Annotated in this window: 10 protein-coding genes and 1 rRNA gene; 8 read left to right on the top strand and 3 right to left on the bottom strand. The window is 70.0% G+C overall.

Annotated features, from left to right (window positions below; genetic code table 11):
* Positions 1–2,286, bottom strand: coding sequence for a glycogen debranching protein GlgX (gene glgX, locus ACIQM4_RS04925; RefSeq protein ID WP_401586183.1), 2,286 nt, complete (start codon positions 2,284–2,286; stop codon positions 1–3).
* Between the two features lie 169 nt (positions 2,287–2,455).
* Between glgX and ACIQM4_RS04920 the strand changes: the two genes are divergently transcribed.
* The 7 genes from ACIQM4_RS04920 (at position 2,456) to ACIQM4_RS04890 (ending at position 9,964) form a co-directional block, all read left to right on the top strand.
* Positions 2,456–3,655, top strand: a complete 1,200-nt coding sequence (locus ACIQM4_RS04920) for an Ig-like domain-containing protein (protein WP_401586181.1) — start codon at positions 2,456–2,458, stop codon at positions 3,653–3,655.
* 171 nt (positions 3,656–3,826) lie between these two features.
* Positions 3,827–5,077 (top strand): Ig-like domain-containing protein, encoded by a 1,251-nt coding sequence (locus tag ACIQM4_RS04915; RefSeq protein ID WP_401586178.1) that lies wholly within the window; start codon positions 3,827–3,829, stop codon positions 5,075–5,077.
* 108 nt (positions 5,078–5,185) lie between these two features.
* Entirely contained in the window at positions 5,186–5,953 is a 768-nt protein-coding gene (locus ACIQM4_RS04910; RefSeq protein WP_401586175.1) for an enoyl-CoA hydratase/isomerase family protein, read from the top strand.
* A 274-nt stretch (positions 5,954–6,227) separates the two neighbouring features.
* Positions 6,228–6,737 (top strand): ATP-binding protein, encoded by a 510-nt coding sequence (locus ACIQM4_RS04905; protein ID WP_401586172.1) that lies wholly within the window; start codon positions 6,228–6,230, stop codon positions 6,735–6,737.
* A 640-nt stretch (positions 6,738–7,377) separates the two neighbouring features.
* Positions 7,378–8,196, top strand: a complete 819-nt coding sequence (locus ACIQM4_RS04900) for a polysaccharide deacetylase family protein (protein WP_401588068.1) — start codon at positions 7,378–7,380, stop codon at positions 8,194–8,196.
* Between the two features lie 110 nt (positions 8,197–8,306).
* Complete coding sequence (locus ACIQM4_RS04895; RefSeq protein WP_401586170.1) at positions 8,307–9,533, top strand: YncE family protein; 1,227 nt, start codon at positions 8,307–8,309, stop codon at positions 9,531–9,533.
* Between the two features lie 209 nt (positions 9,534–9,742).
* On the top strand, positions 9,743–9,964 hold the full coding sequence (locus tag ACIQM4_RS04890; RefSeq protein ID WP_401586168.1) for an EF-hand domain-containing protein: 222 nt from the start codon (positions 9,743–9,745) through the stop codon (positions 9,962–9,964).
* A gap of 185 nt (positions 9,965–10,149) precedes the next feature.
* On the opposite strand, the gene ACIQM4_RS04885 is transcribed toward ACIQM4_RS04890, so the two are convergent.
* Both ACIQM4_RS04885 and ACIQM4_RS04880 read right to left on the bottom strand, forming a co-directional pair.
* The gene (locus ACIQM4_RS04885) at positions 10,150–10,689 is read right to left on the bottom strand and encodes a PadR family transcriptional regulator (RefSeq protein WP_401586166.1); all 540 of its coding nucleotides are present in this window, start codon (positions 10,687–10,689) and stop codon (positions 10,150–10,152) included.
* A gap of 125 nt (positions 10,690–10,814) precedes the next feature.
* Positions 10,815–12,767: an FAD-dependent oxidoreductase gene (locus ACIQM4_RS04880; protein ID WP_401588065.1), complete on the bottom strand. Its 1,953-nt coding sequence runs from the start codon at positions 12,765–12,767 to the stop codon at positions 10,815–10,817.
* A gap of 922 nt (positions 12,768–13,689) precedes the next feature.
* Here ACIQM4_RS04880 and ACIQM4_RS04875 point away from each other — a divergent pair.
* A 16S ribosomal RNA gene (locus tag ACIQM4_RS04875) occupies positions 13,690–13,777 on the top strand; the annotation flags it as partial.

Raw genomic sequence — 13,777 nt, 5'->3', positions numbered from 1 at the left:
TCACCTCCTGACCCGCAGCAACAGCACCGACCGGCCCGGCACCGGCAGCACCGCGCCACCCGCGTGCACGGCGCCCGCCACCTCCGCCCGCTCCGCCTGCTCCTCCTGCGACGTGTCCACGACCACCTCGTACGACGCCCCCCACGGCTCACCGGGGAGCCGGAAGTCCACCGGGTCGCCGCCCGTGTGCAGCACCGCCAGGAAGCTCTCGTCCTCGACCTTCTCGCCCCTGGCGTCGCGGCCGGGGATGTCGGTGCCCGAGAGGTACATCCCGAGCGTCGCCGTCGGCGCGTACCAGTCGTCCTGCGTCATCTCCCGGCCGTGCACCGTGAACCACGCCAGGTCCCGCAGCCCGTCGGCCCCCTGGGACCTGCCGGAGAAGAACGCCCGCCGCCGCAGCACCGGATGCGCGTGCCGCAGGGCCAGCAGCCGCGCGGTCAGGTCGAAGAGCGAGCGCCAGCCGGGATCGTCGAGGAGCGACCAGTCCACCCAGCTGATCTCGTTGTCCTGGCAGTACGCGTTGTTGTTGCCGCCCTGGGTGCGACCCATCTCGTCGCCCGCCACCAGCATCGGCACGCCCGTGGAGAGCAGCAGCGTGGTCACCAGGTTGCGCAGCTGCCGCCTGCGCAGGGCGAGTACGGACGCGTCGTCGCTCTCGCCCTCCACCCCGCAGTTCCAGGACCGGTTGTCGTGGGTGCCGTCCCGGTTGCCCTCCTCGTTCGCCGCGTTGTGCTTCTGCTCGTAGGAGACGAGGTCCCGCAGCGTGTAACCGTCGTGCGCGGTCACGAAGTTGACCGAGGCGTACGGCCGTCTGCCGCCCCACGCGTACAGGTCGCTCGACCCCGAGAGCCGGTAGCCCAGGTCCCGTACGTCCGGCAGCGCGCCGCGCCAGAAGTCCCGGACCGCGTCCCGGTAGCGGTCGTTCCACTCGGTCCACAGCGGCGGGAACGCGCCCACCTGGTAGCCGCCGCTGCCCACGTCCCACGGTTCCGCGATCAGCTTCACCCGCCGCAGCGTGGGGTCCTGCGCGATCACCGCGAGGAACGGCGACAACATGTCCACGTCGTGCATGGACCGTGCCAGCGCCGCCGCGAGGTCGAAGCGGAAGCCGTCCACCCCCATCTCGTTGACCCAGTAGCGCAGCGAGTCGGTGATGAGCCGCAGCACGTGCGGCTGCACCACGTGCAGGGTGTTGCCGCACCCGGTGTAATCCGCGTAGCGCCGGGCGTCGCCCTGCAACCGGTAGTAGCCGCGGTTGTCGATCCCGCGCATGGACAGCGTCGGGCCCAGCTCGCCCGCCTCGGCCGTGTGGTTGTAGACCACGTCCAGGATCACCTCGATGCCGGCCGCGTGCAGCGCCTGCACCATCCGCTTGAACTCGCCGACCTGCTGTCCTGCCGTACCGCTCGCCGCGTACCCCGCGTGCGGGGCGAAGTAGCCGACCGAGTTGTAGCCCCAGTAGTTCTTCAGGCCGCGCCGCAGCAGGTGGTCCTCGTGCGCGAACTGGTGCACCGGCAGCAGCTCCACCGCCGTCACCCCCAGCCGCACCAGGTGCTCGATCGCCGCCGGGTGCGCCAGCCCGGCGTACGTGCCCCGCAGCTCCTCGGGGATGCCGGGGTGGCGCATCGTGAAGCCCCGTACGTGCAGTTCGTAGATCACCGAGTCCGCCCACGGCGTCTTCGGCCGCCGGTCGTCCACCCAGTCGTCGTCGTCGTGGACGACGACCCCCTTCGGCACGAACGGGGCCGAGTCGCGCTCGTCGCGCACCGTGTCCGCCACGTGCTGCTGCGGCCAGTCCCGTACGTGTCCGTACACCTCGGGCGGCAGGACGAAGTCGCCGTCCACCGCCCTCGCGTACGGGTCGAGCAGCAGTTTCGCCGGGTTCCAGCGGGCGCCCGTCCACGGGTCCCACCGCCCGGTGACCCGGAAGCCGTACCTCGTGCCGGGCCGCACCCCGGGCACGAAGCCGTGCCACACCTCGTGCGTCAGCTCGGTCAGCGGGCACCGCCGCTCCACGCCCTCCTCGTCGAAGAGGCACAGCTCGACGGACTCCGCACCGCCCGCCCACAGGGCGAAGTTGGTGCCCGCCACCCCGTCGGGGCCGACCCGGAACCGGGCCCCCAGAGGGTTCGGGGCCCCCGGCCACACGGGTGGCCGGGGGCCGTCGCCGGACCGCTGCCGGTGGCCGTTTCTGCTGGTGGCCACGGTCGCGGCCCCGTTCCGATGGGCCGGGAGCACCTCGCTCCCGGGTACTACTTGCACGTCCTGTTCGGATGCGCTCGACACCGTTGGTCCTCCCGCGGCTCGTCGGGGACCGGCGAGTCGAGAGGCACGACGGCGTCCCGGCCGCCAGGCTCTCCACATGAGGTCCTCCCTGCTGTCATGCCCAGAGTGGCGCTCGCACTCACGTCTCCCCCGCAGGCCGCTGGCCGTCGGCCCGGACGTGCGACACCCCGTGACAAGAACTCTCGCCCGCGCCGGGGCCGTCGTCGCCCTGGCCCTCGCCCTCACCGGCTGCTCCGGCGGCGTCGGCTCCTGGTTCGACTCCGAGCCGGCCTCCCCCGAGGAGGCGATCCGCATCGTCCCCGCCGACAACGCCAAGGACGTGCGGGTCGGCGCCCCCCTCGAAGTGAACGTCCCCGACGGCACGTTGGAACGGGTGCGGGTGCTGCGCGTCGAGGACTCCGAGCGGGAGGAGGTACGGGGGCGGATCAGCGCCGACGGCAGCACCTGGCAGCCGGACGCGGGCGACAGCGCCGGGAAGCTCGTGCTCGCCGCCAAGTACACCGTGCACGCGGTCGCCGTCGACGAGGACGGCCACCGCACCGCCCGTACGACGTCCTTCACCACCCACGTCCCCGACGAGCGCTTCATCGGCTACTTCAAGCCGGAGAACCGCTCCACCGTCGGCACCGGCATGATCATCTCCTTCTCCTTCAACCGGGCCATCGAGAACAGGGCGGCCGTCGAGCGCGCCATCCGCGTCACCTCGCAGCCCGCCGTCCCCGTCGTCGGCCACTGGTTCGGCAAGGAGCGCCTCGACTTCAGGCCGCGTACGTACTGGCGCCCCGGCACCGTCGTCACCACCGACATCAGGCTGCGCGACGTACCGGCGGCCCCCGGCGTCTACGGCATCCAGAACAAGACGGTCTCCTTCACCGTCGGACGCCACCAGACCTCCCTGGTCGACGCCGAGGAGCACACCATGACCGTCACCCGCGACGGCGAGGAACTGTCCACCGTCCCCATCAGCGCGGGCACCGACAAGAACCCCACCTACAACGGGAAGATGGTGGTCAGCGAGATGCACGACGTCACCCGGATGAACGGGCGCACCGTCGGCTTCGGCGGCGAGTACGACATCGCGGACGTCCCGCACGCCATCCGCCTCACCGCCTCCGGCACCTTCCTGCACGGCAACTACTGGTCCACCGGAGTCTTCGGCTCCAGCAACGCAAGCCACGGCTGCATCGGACTGCGCGACGTGAAGGGCGGCAGCGGGGAGACCCCGGCGGGCTGGTTCTTCGACCGCACGCTCGTCGGAGACGTCGTCGAAGTGGTCAACTCACATGACCGAAAGGTCGCTCCCAACAACGGGCTCGGCGGCTGGAACATGGGATGGGAGAGCTGGACGGCCGGCTCCGCCCTGCGCTGACCCTCCCGACGCGGGCCCGCACCCCTGCCCAGCAGGCCACTTGGGACGGAACGGTGACATTCGGAGAGAGTTCCCGACGCGCCCGGTGTGATTATCTAGCGCACAGTGCGCGGTAGTTGCGTACGGGGGTGCGGGCCTGGTCAGGGCCGTGCGCGAGGGGAGAATTCCACATTGAACAGGCAGCCGATCCCGGTCACGTCCGGGCCCACGGGAACACGTCGGCGCGGCGGGCGGGCGCTGCTCGCGCTCGTGCTCGGCGCCCTGCTGCTCCTGGTCACCGCCTGCGGCGGCGGCGGACCGGACGACGCGGGCAAACCGGACAAGCAGCAGCCGGGTGCCGGGCAGCCTGACACCAAGGCGTCCCAGGCGGTCGTCACCGTGGCGCCGAAGAACGGCGCGAAGGACGTCGCGACCAGCGGCACGCTGAAGATAACCGCCGACAAGGGCAAACTGACCGAGGTCAAGGTCGCCGACTCCAAGGGCAACGAGGTCGAGGGCAAGCTGGCCGCCGACGGCAGCGGCTGGGAGCCCTCCCACCACCTCGCCGCCAGTACGTCGTACAAGGTGCACGCCATCGCGAAGGACGCCGACGGCCGCGAGTCGGCCCAGGACACCTCCTTCACCACCCTCGTCCCGAAGAACACCTTCATCGGCGAGTTCCGTCCCGAGGACGGCACCAAGGTGGGCGTCGGGATGCCGGTGTCCTTCCACTTCACCCGGGGCATCACCTCGCCGGAGGCGGTGCAGAAGGCGATCAAGGTGACGGCCGAACCGTCCGTGCCGATCGAGGGCCACTGGTTCGGCAACGACCGCCTGGACTTCCGCCCCGAGAAGTACTGGGCGCCCGGCACCGAGGTCACCGTAAGGATCAACCTGGACGGCGTCGAGGGCCGCCCCGGTGTCTACGGCAAGCAGAGCAGGACGGTGAAGTTCACCATCGGCCGCAGCCAGGTCTCCACGGTCGACGCCAAGAGCCACACCATGAAGGTCGTCCGCGACGGCAAGCTGGTCAGGACGATCCCGATAACGGCGGGCGCCCCCTCCACCACGACGTACAACGGCGAGATGGTCATCAGTGAGAAGCTCAAGGTGACCCGGATGAACGGCGCCACCGTCGGCTTCGGCGGCGAGTACGACATCAAGGACGTCCCGCACGCCATGCGGCTGTCGAACTCCGGCACCTTCATCCACGGCAACTACTGGGCCTCCTCCGGCACCTTCGGCTCCTCCAACGTCAGCCACGGCTGTGTCGGCCTGCGCGACGAGCGCGGGGCGGGGGACGGCGGGACCCCGGCGGCCTGGTTCTGGAACAGCTCGCAGATCGGTGACGTCGTCATCGTCAAGAACTCCCACGACAAGCGGATATCCCCGGACAACGGCCTGAACGGCTGGAACATGTCCTGGGCGGAGTGGACCAAGTAGCTCCCGCGTCTCGTACGCGGAACGGGCCCGGTGCACTGTGACCAAGTGCATCGGGCCCGTGTCCGTGCTCCCGTTGCCACCGCGTGAACGACCGCTAACCTCGCCCGTATGACAGTCACTCTCGAAGTCACCGCAGGCGTCGGCGCGATCCGTCTCGACCGCCCCCCGATGAACGCCCTCGACGTCGCCACCCAGGACCGGCTGCGCGAGCTCGCCGAGGAGGCCGGCCGGCGCGACGACGTGCGCGCGGTGGTCGTCCACGGCGGAGAGAAGGTGTTCGCGGCCGGTGCGGACATCAAGGAGATGCAGGCGATGGACCACGCCGCGATGGTCGTACGGTCCCGGGCGCTCCAGGACGCCTTCACCGCGGTCGCCCGCATCCCCAAGCCCGTCGTCGCCGCCGTCACCGGGTACGCGCTGGGCGGCGGCTGCGAGCTGGCCCTCTGTGCGGACTTCCGCATCGCGGCCGACAACGCCAAGTTCGGCCAGCCCGAGATCCAGCTCGGCCTGATCCCGGGCGCGGGCGGCACCCAGCGGCTGTCCCGCCTCGTCGGCCCCTCCAAGGCCAAGGACCTCATCTTCACCGGCCGCATGGTGAAGGCGGACGAGGCCCTCGTGATCGGCCTGGTCGACCGGGTCGTACCGGCCGCCGAGGTGTACGAGCAGGCGCACGCGTGGGCCGCGAAGCTCGCGCAGGGCCCGGCTCTCGCCCTGCGCGCGGCGAAGGAGGCCATCGACGCCGGCCTGGAGACGGACCTGGAGACCGGCCTGGCGATCGAACGCACCTGGTTCGCCGGGCTGTTCGCGACCGAGGACCGGGAGCGCGGCATGCGCAGCTTCGTGGAGGAGGGGCCCGGCAAGGCCAAGTTCCTCTAGGACGCGGCCAATTGACGGCAGGGTCTATTGACGGCAGGTCATCCGTGCGGGGGGCCTGCCGGGCCGGCTCAGCCTTAAGAGGACATTAAGGCTGAGCGTGATCGCACAGCGGGTGATCACCTGGGTGCGGTACGTAGTCGCAGGTCAGTGCGGCGCCAAGGCTCCACTCCTGCCTCTGTCATATACCGGATGCCGCCCCGGGGTGACGCCGTTCCATGGGATCGATTCCCCCGGAACGGCCCCGGACCCCGCCGGCTGCGGCCATGATGGGGGCATGGCGGGCCTGGAGGGTGTGGAGGAACCGCGACAGCAGGGGCATGTGACCGCCGCGCGGTGGCTGCCGGCCGTCGAGGACGAACGGACGCGCACGGAGGTGGCGACCTTCGGCGACCCGACGGACGGCGAGGTGAAGCTGCCCTCGCTCGGCGAATCGGCGGGCACCGCGCGCCGGCTGACCCTGTGGGTCGTGCAGCGCAAGTGGGGACTGTCCCCGCAGGTCTCGGAGTTCGCCGTACTGCTCGTCTCGGAGCTCGTCGGCAATGCCGTCCGGCACACCGGCGCCCGGGTCTTCGGGCTGAAGATGCTGCGCCGCCGGGGCTGGATCCGCGTGGAGGTGCGTGATCCCTCGCGCGGTCTGCCGTGCCTGATGCCGGTGAGCGAGACGGACGTCAGCGGCCGGGGCCTCTTCCTGGTGGACAAGCTCTCCGACCGGTGGGGCGTGGATTTACTGCCGCGAGGAAAGACGACGTGGTTCGAGATGCGGGTGGTTGACCGTGACCGCTGAGTGCGGGTAGCGGACCGCCGGTGAGGGTCGGCGGGCCGGTGAGGGTCGGCGGGCCGCTGGGGTTGCGGATCGCGAGGGTTGGCTGCCCGCGCGGGGTGGCCGCCCGTAAACGCCAGAAGCCCCCAGGCGCCGGGGTGGGGCGCGCTGCGGGGGCTTCCGAGGGGGCCTTGGAGCGGAAGGGGTGTGCTCCAGGGCCTGAGTCACGAACTGGCCCGGGTCAATGGGGTTCGTGCCTCCGACTATGGCAGACAGGCGGCTTCAAGCCAAAAGTCCCTACTCGGGCAATACGCCACAAACCCTCACACTTTAGAGGTGAATCGTTGGTGAGGTGGGCCACCCACCTCTCTTTAGCTGCATAACTATGGGATTCGATGCGTGTTTCCTTGCTGCCTGGGTCCGGTCGGGTGGCCCGTGAACTCCCGGACGCGACCACTCTGGCCGGGGGTCGAAACGCCCCAAAAGGAGCAATCGGGAAGTTCCTCGCTTGACACATTTATGGTGCTCACCCGGGGCGAGCCCCGCCCCACCCCTTGGCGAGGTGAGCCCCATCGCACCACCGACCGACCACGGCGACCGGCTGCGCAGTGCCCCTGGAACGTCCCCGGCCCCTGCCGAAGAGGCCGGCGGTGGCCGTGCGGCGGTGTCCGGTCGGCGCGCCTTGCTGCGGGCCGGGACCGGTGCCGCGCTGGCGGGAGTGTTCGCGGCCGGGTGCGGGGGAGCGGACCGCCCCGACGGCGCCGTGCCCGCGGGCCGCTCCACGGACCCCACCGCCACCGGGGCCGCGTCCGGTGGGGAGCACGGCCAGGACCGGACCGGCAGTGTCCCGGCCGCCCCCGCCCCCCGCCGCTTCCCCGGGCAGCCCGCCCAGGTCGGGCACGGCCCGCGTGACCGTCCCCAGGTCGCCCTCACCTTCCACGGCCAGGGCGACCCCGCCACCGCCAGGGCCGTCCTCGCCGAGGCCGAACGGGCCGGCGCCCGGATCACCGTCCTTGCCGTCGGCAGCTGGCTCGACGAACACCCCGCCATGGCGCGCCGGATCCTGGACGGCGGTCACGACCTCGGCAATCACACCCAGCGCCACCTCACCGTCTCGGAGATGCCCGAGGAGGAGGCGTACCGCGAGATCACCGAGTGCGCGCAGCGCCTGCGCCGCCTCACCGGTTCGATCGGCACCTGGTTCCGGCCGTCCCGCACCCAGTACGCGACACCGCTCGTGCAGCGGCTCGCCCGCCGGGCCGGTTACCCCCACGTCCTCTCCTACGACGTGGACTCCCTCGACTTCACCTCGCCCGGCGCGACGGCCGTCACCAGCAAGGTCGCCGGGGAGATCCGCAACGGATCCGTGGTGAGCCTGCACTTCGGCTATGCGGACACGGTCGCCGCGCTGCCCGCCCTCCTCGACGACCTCCACCGCCGCAAGCTGCGCGCGGTGACCACCACGGAGCTGCTGACGCCATGACCCCGCTGCCCCTGCCTCCCCGCACCAGCGCCCACCCCCACCCCCACGCCCACGACCACCCCCGCCCGTGGCGCGGATCCCGGCCCCTGCCCCGTTCCCTCGCGCGGGTCTTGGCCTCACGTCGTACGCCCGCCCCCCGCCCGCCCGCCGCGCGCCCGTTCTCCTCCCGTACCCGCGCCCTGTGCGCGGCGACCGTGCTGCTCTCCGCCCTCGTGGGCTGCGCGGACCCCTCGGGCAGGAACGGCGCACAAGCTCCCGGTACGAATGCCGCCGCCGTGCCCGCCCCCTTCAAGAAGGCCGCCCCGGCCGGACTGCCCGGCATGCCGCCGGTGCAGAACCCGAAGGACATCTACGCGGCGAACCGCCCCGGCAACATCGCGCCGGTGGCCCGGAAATTCCCCGCGCGCATCTACGTCCCCAACACCATCTCCAACACCGTCTCGGTCATCGACCCGGCCACGTACAAGGTCATCGAGACGATCCCCGTGGGCATCCAGCCGCAGCACGTGGTGCCCTCCTGGGACATGAAGACCCTCTGGGTCAATAACAACCGCGGCCACTCCCTGACCCCGATCAACCCGGCCAACGGGATCGCGGGCAAGCCGGTCGAGGTGCACGACCCGTACAACCTCTACTTCACCCCGAACGGCAAGTACGCGATCGTCATGGCCTCCATGGACCGCGAACTCGTCTTCCGCGACCCGCACACCATGAACCGGGTCAAGACGGTGCCGGTGAGCTGCGCGGGCGTGAACCACGCGGACTTCTCCGCGGACGGCCGCTACTTCATCGTCTCGTGCGAGTTCTCCGGGGAACTGCTCAAGGTCGACACGGAGAAGATGAGGGTCGTCGGCCAGCAGAAGCTGCCCTTCGAGGGGGCGATGCCGCAGGACGTCAAGATCTCCCCGGACGGCAAGACGTTCTACATCGCCGACATGATGGCGCACGGAATGTGGGTACTGAACGGCGAGAAGTTCACCACCCCCAACCTCCTGCCCACCGGCAAGGGCTGCCACGGCCTCTACATCTCCCGTGACTCCAAGGAGATGTACGTGCCCAACCGGGGCGAGGGGTCGATCTCGGTCTTCGACTTCGCGCGGAACAAACTCACCAAGAAGTGGCACCTGCCGGAGGGCGGCAGCCCCGACATGGGCGGGGTCTCGGCGGACGGCAAGGTCCTCTGGCTGGCCGGGCGCTACGACTCGGAGGTGTACGCGATCGACACGACATCCGGCAAGCAGCTCGCCCGCATCCCGGTCGGCGACGGCCCGCACGGCCTGGCAGTCTACCCCCAACCGGGCCGCTACTCCCTCGGCCACACAGGAATCTTCCGCTGACCCCTCCCCACTCCACCAGGGTCCCTCCTCCCCCTTGCTCAGCCCCTGCGCCCGCCCCCGCCGCCCGTCGCGGGCGGGCACCGGCGACCGGTCCGGAAACCGGATCCCGAACCCGCCCCACCGGGGTCCTTACCAGGGCCGCTAACCTGTCGCCGTATTGATTGGCCCGGCCGAGACCGACCGGCCTGACGCACCAAGGGGTGGACCACGTGGCGGACATCGACTTCGAGTCGGCGCGCAAGGCGTTCGACCAGTTCGACAAGAACCAGGACGGCGTCATCACGGCCGCCGAGTACAAGAGCCTGATGGCCCAGCTCGGCGACTTCAACGTCACCGAGACGGTGGCCCAGGCCATCATCAAGTCCCACGACGGCGACGGCGACGGCCGGCTCAACTTCGAAGAGTTCTGGGCCTCCCGCAACGAGGCCTGAGCCACCTGCCGGAAGGGCCGGACCCGTCACGGGCCCGGCCCTTCCCGCATGCGCGGGCCCGGCCCCCCCGCTTGCGTGGGTCGAGCCCTCCCGCACGCGTAGGTCCTGCCCATACGGCACGCGTAGGTCCTACCCATACGGCACGCGTGGGCCCGTCCCGCGCCGCCCGGAAGCCGTGGACCTCGTCAGCCGTCCAGCTCCCGCAGCTCCACCATGGCTTCCTCCAGCCACTCCACCCAGAACCGTTCCATCTCGATGCCGGCCCGCAGCACCAGATGCTGCAACCGTTCCTCACGGCCGTCGGCTCCCGCCGCGAAGTCCCGCTTCTCGATCTCCCGGTACGTGGCCAGCTGCACGCGGTGCAGTCCGAGATGACGCTCCACCTCGGCCAGCAGCTCCCCGGTCCCCACCATCGCGGCGGCCCGCAGCCGCAGCGCGAACGCGTCCCGCAACGGCTTGGGATCCTCGGTCCTCGCCACCCACGCGACCAGTTCCTCGCGCCCGGCGGCCAGCACCTCGTACTCCCGCTTCTGCCCCCGCGTCGGTACGTCCTGCGGCAGCGCCCGGATCAGCCCGGCCTGCTCCAGCTTTCCGAGCTCACGGTAGATCTGCTGATGCGTCGCCGACCAGAAGTACCCGATGGACCGGTCGAACCGCCGGGTCAACTCCAGCCCGGAGGACGGCTTCTCCAACAGGGCGGTCAGGATGGCGTGGGGGAGTGACATGACCGCATCCTAGGCAGCACCGCCAACCGGCACGCTCCGCAACGGGCCCGCCTCCACCCCGCACGCCCGACACAGTTCCCCCCATCCGCAAGCCCGACCACAGCTCCCCCCACCCGCACGTCCCGCTACAACCCCGCCCCCACCTCGGTCCCCTGCTTGATCGCCCGCTTGGCGTCCAGTTCCGCCGCCACGTCCGCGCCACCGATCAGATGGACCGGTACGCCCCCGGCCAGCAACTCCTCGTACAGGTCCCGGCGCGGCTCCTGCCCCGTGCAGAGCACAACGGTGTCGACCGCCAGCACCTGCCGCTCGCCGCCCAGGACCACGTGCAGTCCCTCGTCGTCGATGCGCTCGTACGACGCCCCCGCGACCATGGTCACCCCCCGCTTGGCCAGCTCGGTGCGGTGGATCCAGCCGGTGGTCCTGCCGAGCCCCGCCCCCACCTTCGTCTCCTTGCGCTGGAGCAGGTGCACGGTCCGCGTCGACTTCGGCCGCTCGGGCGCCCGCAGCCCACCCCGGCCCTCGTACTCCATGTCCACACCCCACTGCCGGAAGAAGACCTCGGGGGAGAGCGAGGCCTGCTCCCCCTCGTCGGTGAGGAATTCCGCGACGTCGAACCCGATGCCGCCCGCGCCGAGGATCGCGACCCGTTCGCCGACCTCCACCTCGCCGCGCAGCACCTCCAGGTAGCGCACGACGCTACGGTGACCGACGCCGTCGATCTCCGGCACACGCGGGGCGACACCGGTCGCCAGCACCACCTCGTCGTACGCGCCCGCCTCCAGCACCTCGCGCGTCACGACGCTGCCCAGCCGGAGCTCGACCCCGTACTCCTGGATCCGGTTGCCGAAGTAGCGCAGCGTCTCGTCGAACTCCTCCTTGCCCGGCACCTTGCGTGCGACGTTCAGCTGCCCGCCGATCGCATCGGCCGCGTCGAACAGCGTCACCGCGTGTCCCCGCCCGGCCGCCGTCACCGCACACGCGAGCCCGGCCGGGCCGGCGCCGACCACGGCGACCCGTTTGCGCAGCCGGGTGGGGGAGAGCACCAGCTCGGTCTCGTGGCAGGCCCGCGGGTTCACCAGACAGGAAGTGATCTTCCCGCTGAAGGTGTGGTCGAGGCAGGCCTGGTTGCAACCGATGCAGGTGTTGATCGAGTCGGCCCGTCCGTCCCGTGCCTTGGCCACGAACTCCGGGTCCGCGAGGAAGGGCCTCGCCAGCGACACGAGGTCGGCGAAGCCTCCGGCCAGCAGCTCCTCCGCCAGCTCGGGTGTATTGATCCGGTTGGTGGTCACGAGCGGAATCCCTACCGATCCCATGACCCGCTTCGTCACCCAGGCGTACGCGCCGCGCGGCACGGAGGTCGCGATCGTCGGGATCCGGGCCTCGTGCCATCCGATGCCCGTGTTGATGATCGTCGCCCCGGCCGCCTCCACGGCCTTCGCGAGCTGCACGACCTCGTCGAACGTCGACCCGCCCGGCACCAGGTCCAGCATGGACAGTCGGTAGATCAGGATGAGGTCGGGCCCGACCCGCTCCCGCACCCGCCGCACGATCTCCAGCGGGAAGCGCACGCGGTTCTCGTACGACCCGCCCCACCTGTCGTCCCTCTTGTTGGTGTGCGCGGCGATGAACTCGTTGATCAGGTACCCCTCGGAGCCCATGATCTCGACCCCGTCGTAACCGGCCTCCTTGGCCAGCCCGGCCGCCCGTACGAACTCCTCAACGGTCTCCTCGACCTCGTCGTCGGTCAGCGCACGGGGTACGTACGGGCTGATCGGCGCCTGCAGCGCGCTCGGTGCGACCAGGTCGGGGTGGTACGCGTACCGCCCGAAGTGCAGGATCTGCATCGCGATCCGGCCGCCGGCCTCGTGCACGGCGTCCGTGACGAGGCGATGCTGCGCGACCTCCTCGGGAGTCGTCAGCTTGGCGCCGCCGGGGTACGGCCGCCCGACGTCGTTAGGGGCGATGCCGCCGGTGACCATCAGCCCGACACCACTACGCGCCCGCTCGGCGTAGAAGGCGGCCATCCGCTCGAAGCCGCGCTCGGCCTCCTCCAGGCCGATGTGCATCGAGCCCATGACCACCCGGTTGGGGAGGGTGACGAAACCCAGGTCCAACGGGGCCAACAGGTGGGGGTACCGACTCGTCGGGCTCTGACCCGATGGGCTTTGACCTGAAGGGTTCAGACCCGATGGGCTTTGACCCGAAGGGCTCGACTGGTTCATCCGACGCCTCCATGCGCTCACGCGACATCCCTTGTGCAACAAGTTGCATAATAAGGCCGGGGGGCGCGGCTCCGGGGTGAGCGGTGGGTCACACCGGGCCGGTTTGACGCGGAGGGGGCCCGTCCGTAAGGTTCTGCGGGTTGTCCTATGTGAGCACCGGTCGTCCTCGACCGGGACGGCGACAACCATCCCGCAAAACCATGACCAATGACTGCGACGTCCGTCGTATGCATTCTCATGCGCTTTTGCGAAATGAGGAATCCGCGTTCGAGAGGGCGCACCCCGATTGGCATCGGGGCCCCGGACTCCGCTAATGTCTCACTCGTCGGAACGGCCCAACAGCCGCGAAGACAACACCCGCTGACTGGGAATCAGGCCCGAAAGGATCTGATAGAGTCGGAACCGCCGGAAAGGGAAAACGCGAAAGCGAAGAACCTGGAAAGCGAGCGGGACCGAGGAAATCGGCACTGGAAACGGTCTGATAGAGTCGGAAACGCAACAACACAAAAGAAACACCGAACGAAAACGTCCGGAGGAAAGCCCGCAGGGGTGAGTACGAAGGAAGCGTCCGTTCCTTGAGAACTCAACAGCGTGCCAAAAGTCAACGCCAAATATGTTGATACCCCGACTTGCTTCGGCAAGTTGAGGTTCCTTTGAAGTCCTACTGGCCCATGCGGCGGGTAGGCAACACTAGCGAGGACGCAGGAACACACCGTCTTATTCCGATGGTGGCTGTTCCGCTCTTCCGATGTGTTCACTCGATTACGAGTAAACATTCACGGAGAGTTTGATCCTGGCTCAGGACGAACGCTGGCGGCGTGCTTAACACATGCAAGTCGAACGATGAAGCCCTTCGGGGTGGA

Origin of the sequence: Streptomyces sp. NPDC091272 (genome assembly GCF_044757485.1) — a bacterium.
GTDB lineage: Bacteria > Actinomycetota > Actinomycetes > Streptomycetales > Streptomycetaceae > Streptomyces.
The sequence above is the reverse complement of the archived record's forward strand: the minus strand, read 5'-3'. Positions and strand labels throughout refer to the sequence as shown.